Origin of the sequence: Mycolicibacter sinensis, from assembly GCF_001667945.1 — a bacterium.
In the GTDB taxonomy this organism is placed as follows: domain Bacteria; phylum Actinomycetota; class Actinomycetes; order Mycobacteriales; family Mycobacteriaceae; genus Mycobacterium; species Mycobacterium sinense_B.
The window spans coordinates 1-19,155 of sequence record NZ_LZJK01000113.1 but is presented as its reverse complement, the minus strand read 5'-3'; the positions used below and the strand labels follow the sequence as shown (position 1 = coordinate 19,155).

17 protein-coding genes are annotated in these 19,155 nt (G+C 69.5%); 13 read left to right on the top strand and 4 right to left on the bottom strand.

Annotated elements, in window-relative coordinates; all coding sequences use genetic code 11:
* Positions 1 to 356: 356 nt before the first annotated feature.
* The 9 genes from argC (at position 357) to A5694_RS15115 (ending at position 9,459) form a co-directional block, all read left to right on the top strand.
* Positions 357 to 1,415, top strand: coding sequence for an N-acetyl-gamma-glutamyl-phosphate reductase (gene argC, locus A5694_RS15155; protein ID WP_064922644.1), 1,059 nt, complete (start codon positions 357 to 359; stop codon positions 1,413 to 1,415).
* Positions 1,412 to 2,614 carry a bifunctional glutamate N-acetyltransferase/amino-acid acetyltransferase ArgJ gene (argJ, locus tag A5694_RS15150; RefSeq protein WP_064922643.1) on the top strand — a complete coding sequence of 401 codons (1,203 nt, stop codon included), beginning with the start codon at positions 1,412 to 1,414 and terminating at the stop codon, positions 2,612 to 2,614. Before argC ends, argJ begins: the two co-directional genes overlap by 4 nt.
* Entirely contained in the window at positions 2,611 to 3,486 is an 876-nt protein-coding gene (argB, locus tag A5694_RS15145) for an acetylglutamate kinase (RefSeq protein WP_064922642.1), read from the top strand. Before argJ ends, argB begins: the two co-directional genes overlap by 4 nt.
* Positions 3,483 to 4,658, top strand: a complete 1,176-nt coding sequence (locus tag A5694_RS15140; protein WP_064922641.1) for an acetylornithine transaminase — start codon at positions 3,483 to 3,485, stop codon at positions 4,656 to 4,658. The genes argB and A5694_RS15140 overlap by 4 nt, the downstream gene beginning before the upstream one ends.
* On the top strand, positions 4,655 to 5,581 hold the full coding sequence (argF, locus tag A5694_RS15135; RefSeq protein ID WP_064922640.1) for an ornithine carbamoyltransferase: 927 nt from the start codon (positions 4,655 to 4,657) through the stop codon (positions 5,579 to 5,581). Before A5694_RS15140 ends, argF begins: the two co-directional genes overlap by 4 nt.
* On the top strand, positions 5,578 to 6,066 hold the full coding sequence (locus A5694_RS15130) for an arginine repressor (RefSeq protein ID WP_064922639.1): 489 nt from the start codon (positions 5,578 to 5,580) through the stop codon (positions 6,064 to 6,066). Before argF ends, A5694_RS15130 begins: the two co-directional genes overlap by 4 nt.
* 39 nt (positions 6,067 to 6,105) lie before the next feature.
* Positions 6,106 to 7,305, top strand: a complete 1,200-nt coding sequence (locus A5694_RS15125) for an argininosuccinate synthase (RefSeq protein WP_064922638.1) — start codon at positions 6,106 to 6,108, stop codon at positions 7,303 to 7,305.
* Positions 7,306 to 7,396: 91 nt separating this feature from the next.
* Complete coding sequence (gene argH, locus A5694_RS15120) at positions 7,397 to 8,809, top strand: argininosuccinate lyase (protein WP_064922637.1); 1,413 nt, start codon at positions 7,397 to 7,399, stop codon at positions 8,807 to 8,809.
* Positions 8,794 to 9,459 (top strand): M15 family metallopeptidase, encoded by a 666-nt coding sequence (locus tag A5694_RS15115; protein WP_064922636.1) that lies wholly within the window; start codon positions 8,794 to 8,796, stop codon positions 9,457 to 9,459. Before argH ends, A5694_RS15115 begins: the two co-directional genes overlap by 16 nt.
* Before the next feature lie 183 nt (positions 9,460 to 9,642).
* On the opposite strand, the gene A5694_RS15110 is transcribed toward A5694_RS15115, so the two are convergent.
* Positions 9,643 to 11,427 (bottom strand): ABC-F family ATP-binding cassette domain-containing protein, encoded by a 1,785-nt coding sequence (locus A5694_RS15110; RefSeq protein ID WP_064922635.1) that lies wholly within the window; start codon positions 11,425 to 11,427, stop codon positions 9,643 to 9,645.
* 147 nt (positions 11,428 to 11,574) lie between these two features.
* Here A5694_RS15110 and A5694_RS15105 point away from each other — a divergent pair, with 147 nt between their 5' ends.
* Together A5694_RS15105 and A5694_RS15100 are read left to right on the top strand one after the other, a co-directional pair.
* Positions 11,575 to 14,523 (top strand): acyl-CoA synthetase, encoded by a 2,949-nt coding sequence (locus A5694_RS15105; protein WP_234786514.1) that lies wholly within the window; start codon positions 11,575 to 11,577, stop codon positions 14,521 to 14,523.
* Positions 14,520 to 14,744 carry a Trm112 family protein gene (locus A5694_RS15100; RefSeq protein ID WP_064922633.1) on the top strand — a complete coding sequence of 75 codons (225 nt, stop codon included), beginning with the start codon at positions 14,520 to 14,522 and terminating at the stop codon, positions 14,742 to 14,744. The genes A5694_RS15105 and A5694_RS15100 overlap by 4 nt, the downstream gene beginning before the upstream one ends.
* On the opposite strand, the gene A5694_RS15095 is transcribed toward A5694_RS15100, so the two are convergent.
* Genes A5694_RS15095 through A5694_RS15085 form a run of 3 tightly spaced genes read right to left on the bottom strand, consistent with a single transcriptional unit; the run spans position 14,710 to position 16,858 of the window.
* Complete coding sequence (locus A5694_RS15095) at positions 14,710 to 15,333, bottom strand: TetR family transcriptional regulator (RefSeq protein WP_064922632.1); 624 nt, start codon at positions 15,331 to 15,333, stop codon at positions 14,710 to 14,712. The two genes, A5694_RS15100 and A5694_RS15095, sit on opposite strands and share 35 nt — an antisense overlap.
* Complete coding sequence (locus tag A5694_RS15090) at positions 15,330 to 16,160, bottom strand: ABC transporter permease (protein WP_064922631.1); 831 nt, start codon at positions 16,158 to 16,160, stop codon at positions 15,330 to 15,332. Before A5694_RS15090 ends, A5694_RS15095 begins: the two co-directional genes overlap by 4 nt.
* The gene (locus tag A5694_RS15085) at positions 16,094 to 16,858 is read right to left on the bottom strand and encodes an ABC transporter ATP-binding protein (RefSeq protein ID WP_064922630.1); all 765 of its coding nucleotides are present in this window, start codon (positions 16,856 to 16,858) and stop codon (positions 16,094 to 16,096) included. Before A5694_RS15085 ends, A5694_RS15090 begins: the two co-directional genes overlap by 67 nt.
* A 57-nt stretch (positions 16,859 to 16,915) precedes the next feature.
* Between A5694_RS15085 and A5694_RS15080 the strand changes: the two genes are divergently transcribed.
* Positions 16,916 to 17,527 (top strand): DNA-3-methyladenine glycosylase, encoded by a 612-nt coding sequence (locus A5694_RS15080; protein ID WP_064922629.1) that lies wholly within the window; start codon positions 16,916 to 16,918, stop codon positions 17,525 to 17,527.
* Positions 17,528 to 17,545: 18 nt separating this feature from the next.
* Entirely contained in the window at positions 17,546 to 18,814 is a 1,269-nt protein-coding gene (gene tyrS, locus A5694_RS15075) for a tyrosine--tRNA ligase (protein ID WP_064922628.1), read from the top strand.
* Positions 18,815 to 19,155 lie beyond the last annotated feature (341 nt).

The following is a 19,155-nucleotide window of genomic DNA, read 5'->3' as shown; positions in this document are numbered from 1 at the left end:
ATAATGCAGGGCAGCCGATTCGCGTCCGGTTGCCAGCAGGAGCAGCGCCGAAACCGGACCCTCGATGGTGGGCCCGGCGCCGCATCGATCAGCGATCGCCGCGGTCTTGTCATCGGTGTCGCCGAAGCCTGTGCCATGGCCATGCCGCTGGTGCTGGACACCCCCGGGTTTCGGCGCGCCCTCATCGGCAACGCGGGCGCCGACGACGATCCGCGGATCGGCCGGTATTGGGGATCTCGTCGCCGATCTCGCGGCCGAGGCGGCTACCGTGGGCTCTGCACAACGACGGCTCTTCGAGGCGCTCCGTCGTCCGCTGGCGCACATGGTTTAATGAATTTGCATATACGCGCATAATCATGCAGAATCGCGCGGTGACCAAAGAGATCAAGGTGGCGGTGGCCGGTGCCAGCGGGTACGCCGGCGGTGAGATCCTGCGGCTGCTGCTGGGACATCCCGCCTATGCCGACGGCCGGCTCAGCATCGGGGCGCTGACCGCCGCCGGCAACGCCGGCAGCACCATCGGCGAGCAGCACCCCAACCTGATGCCGTTGGCCAGCCGGGTGCTGCAACCGACCGAGGTCGACGTCCTGACCGGCCACGACGTCGTGTTTCTCGGCCTGCCGCACGGACATTCGGCCGTGCTGGCCGAACAGCTCGACGACGACACCCTGGTGATCGACTGCGGTGCGGACTTCCGGCTGGGCGACCCGACCGACTGGGAACGCTTCTACGGCTCCGCGCACGCCGGCACCTGGCCCTACGGCCTGCCCGAACTGCCCGGGGTACGCGATCAGCTCAAGGACGCCCGGCGCATCGCGGTGCCGGGCTGCTACCCGACCGCGGCGCTGCTGGCCCTGTTCCCGGCCGTGGCCGCCGGCCTGGTGGAACCGGACGTCACCGTGGTCGCGGTCAGCGGCACCTCCGGCGCCGGCAAGGCCGCCAAGGTTGACCTGCTCGGCTCGGAAGTGATCGGCTCGGCGCGCGCGTACAACATCGGCGGCGCCCACCGGCACACCCCGGAGATCGGTCAAGGCCTGCGGGCGGTCACCCACCGCGACGTCACGGTGTCCTTCGTCCCGGTGCTGATCCCGGCATCGCGGGGGATCCTGGCCACCTGCACGGCCAAAACCACCACGCCACTGCCGAAACTGCGCGCCGCCTACGAAAAGGCCTACCAGGCCGAACCGTTCGTGCACCTGCTCCCCGAGGGCCAGCTGCCCAAAACCGGGTCGGTGATCGGCAGCAACGCCGCACACCTGGCGATCGCCGTGGACGAGCACGCCTCGACATTCATTGCGATTTCTGCGATCGACAACCTGGTCAAGGGCACCGGCGGCGCCGCGGTGCAGGCGATGAACCTGGCCCTGGGCTGGCCGGAATCCGAAGGTCTTTCGGTCGTGGGGGTGGCGCCATGAGCGACACGCGGCTGCTGCGCGAACAGGGTGTCACCGCGCCGGAAGGCTTCCGCGCGGCTGGAATCGCGGCCGGCATCAAGGCGTCCGGGGCGCCGGACCTGGCGCTGGTTTTCAACGAGGGCCCGGACTACACCGCCGCCGGGGTCTTCACCAACAACCAGGTCAAGGCGGCGCCGGTCCAGTGGAGCCAACAGGTGCTCAAAGGCGGCCGGCTGCGGGCGGTGATCCTCAACTCCGGCGGCGCCAACGCCTGCACCGGCCCGGGAGGCTTCCAGGACACCCACGCCACCGCTGAAGCCGTCGCCGCGGCGCTATCGCACTGGGGCACCGAAACGGGAGCTGCGGAGGTCGCGGTCTGCTCCACCGGCCTGATCGGTGACCGGCTGCCGATGGACAAGCTGCTGGCCGGCGTCACCGAGGTGGTGCAGGAGATGGCCGGGGGACTGGTCGGCGGCGACGAAGCAGCCCGCGCGATCATGACGACCGACACGGTGCCCAAGCAGGTTGCGTTGCACCACAAGGACAACTGGACGCTGGGCGGGATGGCGAAAGGCGCCGGCATGCTGGCACCGTCGCTGGCCACCATGCTGGTGGTACTGACCACCGACGCCAAGGCTGATGCGCCGGCGCTCGATGCGGCGCTGCGCCGGGCCGCCGCGTTGACCTTCGACCGGCTCGACATCGACGGCAGCTGCTCCACCAACGACACGGTGTTGTTGCTGTCGTCGGGCGCCAGCGAGATCACACCCAGCCAGGACGATCTCGACGCCGCGGTGCTGGCCGCCTGCGACGACCTGTGCGCCCAACTGCAGGCCGACGCCGAAGGCGTCACCAAGCGGGTGGCGATCACCGTTACCGGCGCCGGTGGTGACGACGAGGCGCTGGTTGCCGCCCGGTGCATCGCCCGCGACAGTCTGGTCAAGACCGCGCTGTTCGGTTCCGACCCCAACTGGGGCCGGGTGCTGGCCGCGGTGGGGATGGTGCCGTTTGTGATCGACCCGGACCGGATCACGGTGTCCTTCAACGGCTCCCCGGTGTTCAGTGAGGGCATGCCGATGCCGGGCGCGCGCGAAGTCGACCTGTCCGGCCCCGACGTGGAAGTCACCGTCGAACTGAACCAGGGCACCGGGTGCGCCACCGTGCGCACCACCGACCTGTCCCACGCCTACGTCGAAGAGAACTCCGCGTACAGCTCATGACCGAACTCACCACACACGACAAGGCCCAGGTGCTGGCCGAAGCACTGCCCTGGCTCAAGCAGCTGCACGGCAAGATCGTCGTCGTCAAATACGGCGGCAACGCGATGACCGACGACGTCCTCAAGCACGCGTTCGCCGCCGACATGGCGTTCCTGCTCAACTGCGGCATCCAGCCGGTGGTGGTGCACGGCGGCGGGCCGCAGATCAGCGCCATGCTCTCCCGGCTCGGCATCGACGGCGACTTCAAGGGCGGATTCCGGGTCACCACACCGGAAGTGCTCGACGTGGCGCGCATGGTGCTGTTCGGCCAGGTGGGCCGTGAACTCGTCGGGCTGATCAACGCGCACGGACCGTATGCGGTCGGCATCACCGGCGAGGACGCCGCGCTGTTCACCGCGGTGCGGCGCAGCGTCACCGTCGACGGGGTCGCCACCGATATCGGGCTGGTCGGCGACGTCGATGAGGTCAACACCGCTGCGGTATTGGATCTGATTGCCGCGGGCCGGATTCCGGTGGTCTCCACGCTGGCCCCGGACGCTGACGGTGTGGTGCACAACATCAACGCCGACACCGCCGCGGCGGCGCTCGCCGAAGCGCTGCAGGCCGAGAAGCTGCTGATGCTCACCGACGTCGAGGGCCTCTACACCGATTGGCCCGACACCGATTCGCTGATCAGTGAGATCGACACCACGACATTGGAGCAGCTGCTGCCCAAACTGGAATCCGGGATGATTCCCAAAGTCGAAGCCTGCCTGCGCGCCGTCCGCGGCGGGGTGCCCAGTGCCCACATCATCGACGGCCGGGTCGAACACTGCGTGCTAGTCGAGTTGTTCACCCACGCCGGCACCGGAACCAAGGTGGTAAACCCATGAGCCTGCAAGACCGCTGGTCTGCGGTGATGACGAACAACTACGGCACGCCGCCGCTGGCGCTGGTCAGCGGCGAGGGTGCGGTGGTCACCGACGAATCCGGCAAGAGCTACCTCGATCTGCTCGGCGGCATCGCGGTCAACGTGCTCGGCCACCGGCACCCGGCGGTGATCGAGGCCGTCACCGCCCAGCTGAACACCCTGGGGCACACCTCGAATCTTTATGCCACCGAGCCGGGCATCGCGCTGGCCGAGGCTCTGGTGGACCATCTGGGCGCCCCGGCACGGGTCTTCTTCTGCAACTCCGGAGCCGAGGCCAACGAGGCGGCCTTCAAGATCACCCGGCTCACCGGGAAGGCGAAGATCGTTGCCGCCCAAGGCGGGTTCCACGGCCGCACCATGGGCTCGCTGGCGTTGACCGGCCAGCCCGACAAGCGGGCGCCGTTCGAGCCGCTGCCGGGCGAGATCACCCATGTGCCCTACGGGGACACCAAAGCGCTTGCCGACGCAGTGGATTCGGCTACCGCCGCGGTCTTCCTGGAACCGATCATGGGGGAGGGCGGCGTCGTCGTGCCGCCCGCCGGCTACCTGGCCGAGGCGCGGGGGATCACCGCCGCCCACGGGGCACTGCTGGTGTTCGACGAGGTGCAGACCGGCGTCGGGCGCACCGGGGCGTTCTACGCCCACCAGCATGACGGCATCACCCCGGACATCGTCACCCTGGCCAAGGGGCTCGGCGGTGGCCTGCCGATCGGGGCCTGTGTGGCCGTCGGGGCGGCCGGTGACCTGCTGACCCCGGGCAGCCACGGCAGCACGTTCGGTGGCAACCCGGTCTGCACCGCGGCCGCCTTGGGAGTGCTCAAGGCGCTCGCCGACGGCGACCTGATCGCCCGGGCGGGGATGCTCGGCAAGACCCTGAGCCACGGCATCGAGGAACTGCACCATCCGCTGGTCGACCACGTGCGTGGCAAGGGCCTGCTGCAGGGCGTGGTGCTGACGGCGCCGAGCGCCAAAGCCATTGAAGCCGCCGCCCGCGACGCCGGATTTCTGGTCAACGCCGCCGCACCCGACGTGGTGCGGCTGGCCCCGCCGCTGATCATCACCGAAGAGCAGATCGACGGTTTCCTCACCGCCCTGCCCGGCGTGCTGGACACCGCACAGGAGGCCGCGAAATGATCCGTCATTTCCTGCGCGACGACGACGTCACCCCGGCCGAGCAGGCCGAAATCCTTGCTCTAGCAGCAGAGTTGAAGGCAGCTCCGTTCAGTCGCCGACCGTTGGAGGGTCCGCGCGGGGTCGCGGTGATCTTCGACAAGAACTCCACCCGCACCCGGTTCTCCTTCGAGGTCGGCATTGCCCAACTGGGCGGGCACGCCGTCGTCGTCGACGGCCGCTCCACCCAGCTGGGCCGCGACGAAACGCTGGAGGACACCGGGCGGGTGCTGTCACGCTACGTCGAGGCGATCGTGTGGCGCACCTTCGGCCAGGATCGGCTGGCTGCGATGGCCAGCACGGCAGGCGTTCCTATCGTCAACGCGCTCTCCGACGCGTTCCACCCCTGCCAGGTGCTGGCCGACCTGCAGACCATCGCCGAACGCAAAGGCGCCCTCAACGGCCTGAAGCTGACCTACCTCGGTGACGGCGCCAACAACATGGCGCACTCTCTGATGCTCGGCGGCGTCACCGCCGGGGTGCACGTCACCGTCGCCGCACCGGACGGATTCACCCCCGACCCGGCCGTCGTCGCCGCCGCCGAAGCGCGCGCCGCCGAGACCGGCGCCTCGGTCACCGTCACCACCGATGCGGCCAAGGCGGCGGGTGGCGCCGATGTGCTGGTCACCGACACCTGGACCTCGATGGGCCAGGAGGACGACGGGCTGGACCGCGTCGCACCGTTTCGGCCCTATCAGATCAACGACGAACTCGTCGCGCTCGCGGACTCGGAAGTCACTGTGCTGCACTGCCTTCCGGCGCATCGCGGCGACGAGATCACCGACGCGGTGATCGACGGGCCGCGCAGCGCAGTGTGGGACGAGGCGGAGAACCGGTTGCACGCCCAAAAGGCGCTGTTGGTGTGGTTGCTGGAACGATCACGATGAGCCGACCGGAGAGCCCCGTCACCCGGGTAGGCCGACAGGCCCGCATCGTCGAGGTGCTGTCCTCGGAGTCGGTGCGCAGCCAGACCGAGCTCGCCGCGCTGCTCGCCGCCGACGGTATCGAGGTCACCCAGGCCACGCTGTCGCGCGACCTCGAGGAACTCGGCGCGGTGAAGCTGCGCGGCGTCGACGGGGGCGCCGGGGTGTACGTGGTGCCCGAGGACGGCAGCCCGGTGCGCGGGGTGTCCGGCGGCACCGACCGGCTGTCCCGGCTGCTGGGGGAGCTGCTGGTCTCCACCGACGCCACCGGCAACCTCGCCGTGTTGCGCACCCCGCCCGGCGCGGCGGACTACCTGGCCAGCGCGATCGATCGGGCCGCGCTACCGTACGTCGTCGGCACCATCGCCGGGGATGACACCATCTTCGTGGCAGCGCGCGAGCCGATGACCGGCGCAGAGCTCGCCGCCACCCTCAAAGACCTGCAGTAAGACCAGTAGCACTTAGAAAGACAGAGCAAGGAGAACTCGATGTCCGAACGCGTCATCCTGGCGTATTCCGGTGGCCTGGACACCTCGGTGGCGATCAGCTGGATCGGCAAGGAAACCGGGCGCGAAGTCGTCGCCGTCGCCATCGACCTCGGCCAGGGCGGCGAGGACATGGAGGTGGTGCGGCAGCGGGCCCTGGACTGCGGGGCCGTCGAGGCTGTCGTGGTCGACGCCCGCGACGAGTTCGCCGAGGGCTACTGCCTGCCCACCATTCAGTCCAATGCGCTCTACATGGACCGCTACCCGCTGGTGTCGGCGATCAGCCGGCCGCTGATCGTCAAGCACCTGGTGGCCGCGGCCCGGGAACACGGCGGCGGCACCGTCGCGCATGGCTGCACCGGCAAGGGCAATGACCAGGTTCGCTTCGAGGTCGGATTCGCCTCGCTGGCACCGGATCTCAAGGTGCTGGCCCCGGTTCGCGACTACGCCTGGACCCGGGAGAAGGCGATCGCGTTCGCCGAGGAGAACGACATCCCGATCAACGTCACCAAGCGCTCGCCGTTCTCCATCGACCAGAACGTGTGGGGCCGGGCGGTGGAGACCGGGTTCCTGGAGCACCTGTGGAATGCGCCGACCAAAGACGTCTACGACTACACCGAGGACCCGACGGTCAACTGGAACACCCCCGACGAGGTGATCATCGGTTTCGAGCGTGGGGTCCCGGTCTCGATCGACGGCCGCAAAGTCAGCGTGCTGGAGGCCATCGTGGAGCTCAACCGGCGGGCCGGCGCCCAGGGCGTGGGACGGCTCGACGTGGTCGAGGACCGGCTGGTGGGCATCAAGAGCCGCGAGATCTACGAGGCACCCGGTGCGATGGTGCTGATCACCGCGCACACCGAACTCGAGCACGTCACCTTGGAGCGTGAGCTGGGCCGGTTCAAGCGGCACACCGATCAGAAGTGGGCCGAGCTGGTGTACGACGGGCTGTGGTACTCGCCGCTGAAGTCGGCCCTGGAGTCGTTTGTGGCGCACACCCAGCAGCACGTGTCCGGTGAGGTGCGGCTGGTGCTGCACGGCGGGCACATCGCGGTGAACGGCCGCCGCAGCGCGGAGTCGCTCTACGACTTCAACCTGGCCACCTACGACGAGGGCGACACCTTCGACCAGAGCGCCGCCCGCGGCTTCGTCGAGATCCACGGGTTGAGTTCGAAGATCTCCGCCCGCCGGGACCTGGGCTCGTGAGCTCACCCTCCACCACCGCGAGTCGGAATCTGGCGACGCAACACGCCGATACCGCGTCGTGGAATTCCGAGTCGGCACAGGCCGGTAGCGCATGAGCACCAACGAAGGATCACTCTGGGGTGGGCGGTTCGCCGAAGGCCCGTCCGACGCACTGGCCGCGCTGAGCAAATCCACCCACTTCGACTGGGTGCTGGCCCCCTACGACGTCGCCGCTTCCAAGGCGCACGCGAAGGTGCTCCACGATGCCGGGCTGCTCACCGATGAACAGCGCGACGGCCTGCTGGCCGGCCTGGACAGCCTCGGCGCCGACGTCGCCGACGGCAGCTTCGGGCCGCTGGTCACCGACGAGGACGTGCACGGTGCCCTGGAACGCGGCCTGATCGACCGGGTCGGCGCCGACCTGGGCGGCAGGCTGCGGGCCGGACGGTCGCGAAACGACCAGGTGGCCACGCTGTTTCGAATGTGGCTGCGCGACGCGGTCCGGCGCGTGGCGGCCGGCGTACTCGACGTGGTCGACGCGCTGGCTCACCAGGCGGCTGCGCACCCCGGCGCCATCATGCCCGGCAAGACGCACCTGCAGTCCGCTCAGCCGGTGCTGCTGGCGCACCACCTGCTGGCCCACGCTCACCCGCTGCTGCGCGATGTGGACCGCATCATCGACTTCGATGCTCGCGCCGCGGTGTCGCCGTACGGCTCGGGGGCGCTGGCCGGCTCGTCGCTGGGTCTGAACCCGGATGCGATCGCAGCCGAACTCGGCTTCACCGCGGCCGCGGACAACTCGATCGACGCCACCGCCGCCCGCGATTTCGCCGCCGAGGCGGCATTCGTGTTCGCGATGATCGCTGTCGACCTGTCCCGGCTGGCCGAAGACATCATCTTGTGGAGCTCAACGGAGTTCGGCTACGCCGTGCTGCACGACTCCTGGTCGACCGGTAGTTCGATCATGCCGCAGAAGAAGAACCCGGACATCGCCGAACTGGCCCGCGGCAAGTCCGGCCGGCTGATCGGCAACCTGACCGGCCTGCTGGCGACGCTGAAAGCCCAGCCGCTGGCCTACAACCGGGACCTGCAAGAGGACAAGGAGCCGGTGTTCGATTCGGCGGCTCAACTGGAACTGCTGCTGCCGGCGATGGCCGGGCTGGTCGGTACCCTGCGTTTCGACACCGAGCGGATGGCCGCGCTGGCACCGGCCGGCTACACGCTGGCCACCGACATCGCCGAATGGCTGGTGCGGCAAGGCGTTCCGTTCCGGGTTGCCCACGAAGCGGCGGGTGCGGCGGTGCGGGCCGCCGAGCAGCGCGGCGTCGGCCTCGACGAGCTCACCGACGCCGAGCTGGCCGACATCAGCGCCGACCTGACCCCGCAGGTGCGCGAGGTGCTCACCGTCGAGGGGTCGGTGGCCTCCCGCGACGCCCGCGGGGGCACGGCACCGGCACGGGTCGCCGATCAGCTGGCTGGCCTCGCCGAACGCGCTGCGCGGCAGCGGCAGTGGCTCGACGGCTAAGCATCCGCCTGTTGTGGGCGGTCGCGGTGTGCGGGCTGTTGCCGCAATGCACCGGCGCGCCCCCGCCGGCCGCGCCGTCCACCGACCCTCGACCGGCGGCCGCCACTGTCAGCGCCGTCACGGCCGCCGACCTCGGCGCCACCTGGCACCCCGGCTGCCCGGTCGACCCCGCGCAACTGCGGCGCGTCACCGTGACCCACCTCGGCTTCGACGCCCGACCGCACCGTGGCGAGCTGATCGTGCACCAGGAACTGGTTCGCCAGGTCATCGCGATCTTCGAGCGGCTGTACCGGCTGGACTTCCCGATCGAGAAGATGCGGACGGTCAACCACTACCGCGGCGGCGACGACGAACTGTCGATGGAGGACAACAACACGTCGGCGTTCAACTGCCGGCGCATCCCCGGTTCCGGTAACTGGGCGCAGCACGCCTACGGCCGCGCCATCGACATCAACCCGCTGCTGAACCCGTCGGTCGACCGCGGTGGGTTCGAACCGACGAACGCGGGCGTCTATCTGGACCGCCACCGGATCGAGCCGGGCCTGCTGCACCCCGGCGACCCGGCGGTGCGCGCATTCACCGACGCCGGCTGGCGCTGGGGCGGGGAGTGGACGTCGCCGGTGGACTACCAGCACTTCGAGCGGCGCTGACCAGACCGTGGTCACGCGTGCCACATTGGCACCGTCACCGCAGGGTAGTGCAAGATCGGAAAACGATAGCGCCGGCGCTATCACGGTAGCGCGGCGTGCCGCGCGATAGCGCGGGCGCTATCCGATTCGGCAACACCCACATGGTCCCGCCAGGGTGCTAATGAGACCCGCGTGACGCCAGTGCTATTCGATGATCTCCGAGAGCTCCAGCCAGCGGCCCTCCTGAGAGGACACCTCGTCCTCCAACGCGCGCAGCTCCCGCGTGAGCGTCGCCAGGCCCACGTGATCGGACTGGTCGAAAGCGGCGAGCTCGTGGTGCTTGGCCTCGATCTGTTCGGCCAGCCGCGCCAGCCGGCGCTCCACGGCGGCCAGATCCTTCTGCGCGGCACGCAATTCCGCGCCCGACAGCGCCTGCGAACCAGCCGGCTCGGAGCCAGCGGCCGGCCGCGGCGCCGGTGCCCGGCGCGCCTCAGCGGCCAGCCGCAGGTATTCGTCGACACCGCCGGGCAGATGCCGCAGCCGGCCGTCCAGAATCGCGTACTGCTGATCGGTGACCCGCTCCAGCAGATACCGGTCATGAGAGACGACGATCAACGTGCCCGGCCAGGAGTCCAGCAGGTCCTCGGTGGCAGTCAGCATGTCGGTGTCGACGTCGTTGGTCGGCTCGTCGAGCACCAGCACGTTCGGCTCGGCCAGCAGCGTGAGCATCAACTGCAGCCGGCGGCGCTGACCCCCGGAGAGCTCACCCACCCGAGCCGACAGCTGCGCGCGCCCGAACCCGAGCCGCTCCAGCAGCTGAGCCGGGGTCATCTCGCGGCCGTCGACCTGATAGTCGTTGCGCAGCCGGCCCAGCACGTCGGCCACCCGATCTCCGGCGAGGGGCCCCAACTCCGCGGACTGCTGATCGAGCATGCCCAGCCGCACGGTCTTGCCGCGCTTGACCCGCCCGCTGTCCGGCGCCACCGTCCCGGCGATCAACCCGAGCAGCGTGGACTTCCCCGCGCCGTTGGCGCCGACGATCCCGGTGCGCTCACCCGGGCCGATCCGCCACTCGATGTCGCGCAGCACGTCGCGGCCATCGAAGGAGACCGAGACGTCGAGCAGGTCGATGACGTCCTTGCCCAACCTGGCCGTCGCCAGCTTCACCAGCTCGACCTCGTTGCGCAGGGGCGGCACGTCGGCGATCAGCGCGTTGGCCGCCTCGATGCGGAACTTCGGCTTGGAGGTGCGGGCCGGTGCGCCACGGCGCAGCCAGGCCAGCTCCTTGCGTAATATGTTCTGCCGCTTGGCTTCACTGGCCGCGGCCATCCGGTCGCGCTCCACTCGCTGCAGCACGTAGGCTGCGTAGCCGCCCTGAAACGGCTCCACGATGCGGTCGTGCACCTCCCACGTGGTGGTGGCCACCTCGTCGAGAAACCAGCGGTCGTGGGTGACCACCAGCAGGCCACCGGTGTTGCGCGCCCAGCGCTGCTGCAGATGGCCCGCCAGCCAGGTGATCCCCTCCACGTCGAGGTGGTTGGTCGGCTCGTCCAGGGCGATCACGTCCCATTCGCCGACCAGCAGCGCGGCCAGCTGGACCCGGCGACGCTGCCCGCCGGAGAGCCCGGCAACAGGCGCGTCCCACGCGATGTCGGAGACCAGTCCATCGACCACGTCACGAATCCGCGGGTTCGACGCCCACTCGTGATCGGCCTGCTCGCCGACCAACGTCACCCCGAGAGTGCGGTCCGGGTCGAGGGTGTCGGCCTGGTCCAGCAAACCGACCTGCAGACCGGTGCGGCGAGTGACCCGGCCGGAATCCGGTGTCATAGCACCGGCAAGCAGCCGCAGCAGCGAGGATTTGCCGTCCCCGTTGCGGCCCACGATGCCGATGCGGGCGCCGTCATTCACCCCCAGGGTGACTGAGTCGAGCACCACACCGGTGGGGTACTGCAGGTGAAGGGCCTCAGCTCCGAGCAGGTGTGCCACTGCGCAAAGGCTACTGGCCGCGGTTGAACGGTCCGGACGGACGTTGCTGATGTGCCAGAATGTGCACGTCATTGACGATCGGGCGCGACGTAGGGGAGCAGCGTGGATCTGAATCTGTCGGCCATCACCCGGCCGGTCGAGTGGCTGATGGCCACCGCGCAGAACGGTCTGGAGGTGCTGCGCTGGGGCGGCCTGGAGACCGGCACCGTCCCCTCGCCGTTCCAGATCGTCGAGAGCACACCGATGTACAAGCTGCGGCGCTACTTTCCTCCCGACAATCGTCCCGGCCAGCCCCAGCCCGGCGCGCCGGTGCTGCTGGTGCATCCGATGATGATGTCGGCGAACATGTGGGACGTCACCCGCGAGGACGGCGCGGTCGGCATCCTGCATGCGGCCGGAGTGGATCCCTGGGTGATCGACTTCGGCTCACCTGATGAGGTCGAGGGCGGCATGCGCCGCAATCTGGCCGACCATATCGTCGGCCTGAGCCAGGCGATCGACACCGTCGCCGAGACGACCGGACGTGACGTGCACCTGGCCGGCTACTCCCAGGGCGGCATGTTCGCCTATCAGGCCGGGGCCTACCGGCATTCGAAGAGCATCGCCAGCATCATCGCGTTCGGCTCCCCGGTCGACACGCTGGCCGCGCTGCCGATGGGCGTGCCCCCCAACATCGCCTCCGGTGTGGCGTCCTTCATGGCCGACCACGTCTTCAACCGGCTGGACATCTCGGGATGGCAGGCGCGCCTCGGCTTCCAGATGATGGACCCGCTCAAGACCGCCAAAGCCCGGATGGACTTCCTGCGCCAGCTGCACGACCGGGAGGCCCTGCTGCCGCGCGAGGCGCAGCGGCGGTTCCTGGAGTCGGAGGGCTGGATCGCCTGGTCGGGCCCAGCGATCTCCGAACTGCTCAAGCAGTTCATCGCGCACAACCGGATGATGACCGGTGGCTTCGCGATCAACGGGCAACTGGTCACCCTGACCGACATCACCTGCCCGGTGCTGGCCTTTGTCGGCGAGGTCGACGATATCGGCCAGCCGGCCGCAGTCCGCGGTATCCGCCGCGCCGCCCCCAACGCGAAGGTGTTCGAATACCTCTTGCGGGCCGGGCATTTCGGTCTGGTGGTGGGATCCAAGGCCGCCGAACTGACGTGGCCGACGGTCGCCGACTGGGTGCTGTGGCAGGAGGGGCAGGGGCCACAACCGGCCGGCGTGGCGCTGATGGCCGATCAGACCTCCGAACACACCAAGGGCGGTGTCGCGATGACCTCGCGCATCGCGCACGGGCTGGGGGAGGCCTCCGGTGTGGCGCTCACGTTGGCGCGGGGTGCCGCAGATGCCGTGGTGGCGGCGCAGAAGTCGATGCGCACCATGGCGGTCGAGACCGCCCGCACCCTGCCCCGGCTGGCCCGATTGGGGCAGATCAACGACCACACCCGAATCTCCTTGGGCCGCATCATCGATGAACAGGCAGCCGACTCCCCGAACGGCGAATTCCTGCTGTTCGACGGGCGGGTGCACACCTACGAGGCGGTCAACAAACGGATCGACAACGTCGTCCGCGGGCTGATCGACGTCGGCGTGCGCCAAGGCGTGCACGTCGGCGTGCTGATGGACACCCGGCCCAGCGCCATGGTGGCGATCGCGGCATTGTCGCGACTGGGTGCGGTCGCCGTGCTGATGCCCCCGGACGGGGATCTGGCCGCGGCCGCACGCCTGGGCGGCACCTCCGAAATCATCACCGACCCGGGCAATCTCGACCTGGCGTTGGCGGCGGCCCGCGAACTGGATTGCCAGCTACTGGTGCTCGGCGGTGGTGAGGCCCGCGACCTGGATCTGCCCGCCGACGTCGACGTCGTCGACATGGAACAGATCGACCCCGACGCCGTGGAGCTGCCCGGCTGGTACCGGCCCAACCCCGGCTTCGCCCGCGACCTGGCGTTCGTCGCCTTCGGCACCGTGGCCGGCGAGCTGGTGGCCAAGCAGATCACCAACTACCGCTGGGCGCTCTCGGCATTCGGCACCGCGTCGACAGCAGCGCTGGGAGCCAACGACACGCTGTACTGCCTGACGCCGCTGCACCACGAGTCCGGTCTGCTGGTCAGCCTGGGCGGTGCGGTGGTGGGTGGGGCGCGCATCGCGCTGTCCCGCGGGTTGAACCCGGACCGGTTCGTCGCCGAGGTGCGCCAGTACGGTGTCAGCGTGGTGTCCTACACCTGGGCGATGCTGCGCGAGGTCATCGACGACCCGAATTTCGTGCTGCAGGGCAACCACCCGGTGCGGTTGTTCATCGGTTCCGGTATGCCGGTCGGCCTGTGGCATCGGGTCACCGAGGCGTTCGCGCCGGCCCATGTCGTCGAGTTCTTCGCGACCACCGACGGTCAGGCCGTGCTGGCCAACGTCTCCGGCGCCAAGGTCGGCAGCAAGGGCCGCCCGCTGCCCGGCGCGGTGGAGGTGGAATTGGCCGCCTACGACCCCGAACACGACCTGATCCTGGAGGGCGACCGCGGCTTTGTGCGCGTCGCCGAGACCGATGAGGTCGGGGTGCTGTTGGCCAAGCCGCGCGGCCCGATCGACCCGTCCGCCTCGGTCAAGCGCGGGGTGTTCGCCCCGGCCGACACCTGGATCTCCACCGAATACCTGTTCCGGCGGGACGCCGACGGCGACTACTGGCTGGCCGGTGGGCGCGGCTCGAGCATCCACACCCCCCGAGGGACGGCCTACCCGGTGGTGATCACCGACGCGCTCGGCGCCGTCAACGGCATCGATCTGGCGGTGACCTATCGGGTGCCGGCCGGTTCGCCGGGTGCTCCCGACCTTGTCGTGTCGGCGATGACGGTACGGCCGGGGGCGACCATCACCGCCGCGGACCTCAGCGAGGCGGTGGCCGAGATGCCCGTCGGCGCCGGACCCGACGTCATCCATGTCGTACCGGATCTGCCGCTGAGCGCGGTCTACCGTCCGACGCTGGGTGAGCTGCGCGAGAAGGGGCTGCCCAAGGCGGGGCGCCACGCCTGGTACTTCGATGCCGGCACCCAGCAGTTCAAGCGGTTGACCGCCGCGGTGCGCGCCGAACTGGCCGGGGGCCAGCAGTGATCGACGCCGAGCTGCTCGCCATCCTGGTCTGCCCCGCCGACCGCGGTCCACTGCAGCTGGTGCAGCGTTCCGGTGCCAGCGCGCTCTATAACCCGCGCCTGCGCCGCGCCTACCGGATCGAGGACGGCATTCCGGTGCTGCTGGTCGACGAGGCCGACGCGGTCGACGACGACGAGCATGCCCGCCTCATCGCCCAGGGGCCTGCGGCAGATCCCCGGTGAGATAACGCTGCAGGGTTGGGGCGATCATCGCCACGATCTGCTCGTGCGGCAGCGAGGCCAGCGGTTCCAGGCCGATGATGTAGCGGACGACCACGACGCCCATCAGTTGGCTCGCGGCGAATTCGGCGCGCAGTACGCCGGTTCCTGCCGGGTCGTCGACCCGTTGGGCAAGCTCGGCGACGACGATGTCGCGGAAGAACGAACGAGCCAGCGGCACTTCGGTTCCAGTGAGCAGCGAGCGCAACGCCGCGATCAGCCCGGTCCCGGCCTGGGAATCCCACAGCGGCAGCAGCAGCTCCGGCAAGACGTGGCCGAGCCGATCGACGGGGGTTTCCCGCAACGGCCCCAGCACCACCATCGGGTCGACCGGCAGCTCGGTGGCGGCGGCGAACAGCTGCTGTTTGGTGCCGAAGTAATGGTGCACCAGTGCGGCGTCGACACCAGCATCGGCGGCCACCGCCCGGATCGACGTGTTCCCGAAACCGTTGCGGGCGAATAGTTCCCGCGCAGAACCCAGAATCCGGTCCCGGGTGTCGGAGGCACCGGAGGGGCGGCCCGGCCGGCGGCTGGTGGGCTCGGTGGACATCATGCCGTGCGTCGTCGCAGTGTCACCGCCGCCAGGCCCAATGCGGCGACCGCGAACGCCAGCACGATGACGATGTCGCGCACCGCGACCCCGGTCAGCTCCGGATGAACACCCACCTGCTGCAGCGCTTCGAGGGCATAGCTGGCCGGCATCGCATTGCTGATCCACTGCAGCCATTCGGGCATCGCCGCGCGCGGCACGATGATCCCGGCCAGCAGCAGCTGCGGCACCATAACGAGCGGAATAAACTGCACCGCTTGGAATTCGGTGCGGGCGAAGGCGCTGCACAGCAGGCCCAACCCGACGCCCAGCACCGCGTTGACGATCGCGATCACAAACACCCACGCCGGGCTGCCCAGGGTCTGGAAACCCAGGAGCCAGAACGCGACCACGCACGCCAGGCTGGCCTGGGCGGCCGCGGCGATCGAGAACGCCGTCCCGTAGGCGGCCAGCAGATCGAGCCGCCGCAGCGGGGTGGTGAGGATGCGCTCCAGCGTTCCCGACGCGCGTTCACGTTGCATCGTGATCGCGGTGATGACGAACATCAAAAACAGCGGGAACAGCCCCAGCAGGATCAGACAGGCGACATTGAACGGCGACGGCGTGCCGGGCGGGGGCGTGGCGCCCGAGAACATGAAGTAGATCAGCGTGATGACCAGGCTGGGCAGCAGCAGGACCATCGCGACGCTGCGGTGATCACCGGCCAGTTGCCGCAGGATCCGCTGGGTGGTCGCCAGGAACGGCCGCAGCTGCAGTGGCCCGGTCAGCCGGCTCGGGGCGCGGTGGTGCGCCGGATGACGGACAGGAACGCTTCCTCCATTGACGTACATCCGGTCTCCTCTCGCAGTCGTCTCGGTGAGGTGCGCGCCAGCAGCCTGCCCTCGCGCATCAGCAGCAGATCGCCGCAGTGGTCGGCCTCGTCCATCACATGACTGGAGACCAGCAGCGTGGTGCCGCGCCGGGCCAGCGTCTGAAACTGGTGCCAGAGCTCCGCGCGCAGCACCGGGTCCAAACCGATCGTCGGTTCGTCGAGCACCAGCAGCTCGGGCCGGCCGACCAGCGCGCAGGCCAGTGAGACCCGGGCACGCTGGCCGCCGGACAGGTTTGCGCAGTAGTCGCCCCGGTGCCGCTGCAGATCCACCGCGTCGACCGCCTCGTCAGCGGCCTGGCTGTCGACCCCGGCCAGCGCCGCGAAGTACCGCACGTTGTCGATCACCCGCAGGTCGTCGTAGATCGTCGGCTGCTGGGGCATGTAGCCGACCCGGTGGCGCAGCGGCGGCGAGCCGGCCGGGCCACCCAGCACCTCGACCTGCCCGCCGGTGATGACCTGGGTGCCCACGATGCAGCGCATCAAGGTGGTCTTGCCGCAGCCGGACGGGCCGAGCAGGCCGGTGATCGCGCCGCGGGCGATGTGCACCGACAAATCGTGCAGGACCGGTCGCTTGCCGCGCACCACCCGCAGATGCGTGATGGCGACGGCTGGGGCGGCGCCACGCCCGGATAATTCATCAGGCGATGAAATCATCATGCGTTGAATACTCTGCCGGTGGCGGCGCGCTGTCAAGGGTCCGGCACAATCTCCGGCGTGAGTGCTGCCCGGCTTGCGGTGGATCCGCTGGCGGCCGCCCGCCTGCTGCTCGGCGCCACCCTTGACGCTCGCGGGGTGCGCGCGACGATCGTCGAAGTGGAGGCCTACGGCGGCGTGCCGGATGGGCCCTGGCCGGACCGGGCGGCGCATTCCTATCGCGGCCCCACCGGGCGCAACACGGTGATGTTCGGCCCACCCGGGCGCCTCTACACCTACCGCAGCTACGGCATGCACGTCTGCGCCAACGTGGCCTGTGGCCCGGACGGGACGGCGTCGGCGGTGCTGCTGCGGGCCGCGGCCATCGATGCGGGAGCCGCGGTGGCCCGAGCCCGTCGCGGCGAAGCGGTGCCCAGCACCGGGTTGGCCCGCGGTCCAGGCAATCTCTGCGCTGCCCTGGGAATCACCATGGAGGACAACGGGATCGACCTGTTCGACGCGCGCAGCCCGGTGCGCCTGCAGCTCGGTGCGCCGCTGGCCGCGCAGGCCGGCCCGCGGGTGGGGGTCAGCCAGGCCGCCGACCGGCCGTGGCGGCTTTGGGTGCCCGGCCGGCCCGAAGTATCGGCCTACCGACGCAGCCCGCGGGCACCGGCGCCCGGCGCCAGCGACTGATCCGGGAAAATCGACCCCATGCCGACCACGATTCTCGACGAGCTGAGCTGGCGCGGGCTGATCGCCCAATCCACCGACCCGGACGCCTTGACCGCCGAGGTGACGCGGGGGCCGATCACCGTCTATGCCGGATTCGACCCGACCGCGCCCAGCCTGCACGCCGGAAACCTGGTGCCGTTGCTGGCGTTGCGGCGCTTCCAGCGGGCCGGGCACCGGCCCATCGTGCTCGCCGGCGGGGCCACCGGGCTGATCGGCGATCCCCGCGAGAGCGGCGAACGTACCTTGAACACCGCTGACACCGTGGCCGAGTGGTCCGAGCGGATCCGCGGGCAGCTGGAGCGGTTCGTCGATTTTGACGACAGCCCCACCGGCGCGTTGGTGGTGAACAACCTGGACTGGACCGCGCCGCTGTCGGCGGTGGAGTTCCTGCGGGATGTCGGCAAGTACTTCTCGGTCAACGTGATGCTCGACCGCGACACCATCCGGCGCCGCCTCGAGGAGGGCATCTCCTACACCGAGTTCAGCTACATGCTGCTGCAGGCCAATGACTATGTGCAGCTGCACCAGCGGTACGGCTGCTCGCTGCAGATCGGCGGCTCCGACCAGTGGGGCAACATCATCGCCGGCGTCCGGCTGGTGCGCCAGAAGCTCGGCGCCACCGTGCACGCGCTGACCGTCCCGCTGGTGACCGCCGCCGACGGCAGCAAGTTCGGCAAGTCCACCGGCGGCGGCAGCCTGTGGCTGGATCCGGAGATGACCAGCCCGTATGCCTGGTACCAGTACTTCTTCAACACCGCCGACGCCGATGTGATCCGTTACCTGCGCTGGTTCACCTTCTTGTCCGCCGATGAGCTGGGGGAGCTGGAGCAGGCGACGTCCGAGCGCCCGCACGAGCGGGTGGCCCAGCGCCGGCTGGCGCGCGAGTTCACCACCCTGGTGCACGGGGCGGCGGCCACCGAGGCCGTCGAGCTGGCCAGTCAGGCGTTGTTCGGCCGCGGTGAGCTGACGCGGCTGGACGAATCGACCCTGGGCGCGGCCCTGCAGGAGACGTCGGTGGCGCAGCTGGAGCCAGGAGCTCCCGACGGGATCGTCGATCTATTGGTCTCCACCGGGCTCTCGGCGAGCCGGGGCGCGGCCCGTCGCACCATCGGCGAGGGGGGCGTGTCGGTGAACAATGTTCGCGTCGACAGCGAGGAATGGGCGCCGCAGGCGCAGGATTTCCTGCACGGTCGGTGGTTGGTGCTGCGCCGCGGCAAGCGAAACGTGGCCGGGGTGGAGAAGGTCTAGGGCGGGTCTAGCCGTGGTGTTGCCGGGGGCCCGGGCCGGCGGAAGTTGATCTTGAACCGGCCGAGATACCGCTTCTAGCAGCGGATTTGACTCCCAGTTTCACCTCGCGTAACTTAATCCACGTCGCAGCGACCAGGCCAGACCCGGTCAGCGCGACAAGCCCGCGGGACCCGCAGAGATTCGCAAAGCGATTCCGGGGGCGTTTCACTTGTCCGCACGGCCGATGCGCGGCTTTTAGCCGCGGGTTGACTGCGCGTCCGGGTGGGGCGTGTTGTTTGAGAACTCAATAGTGTGTTTGGTGGTTTTTGTTTGTTGTTGTTTTGCCACATCCTTGGCGCCCC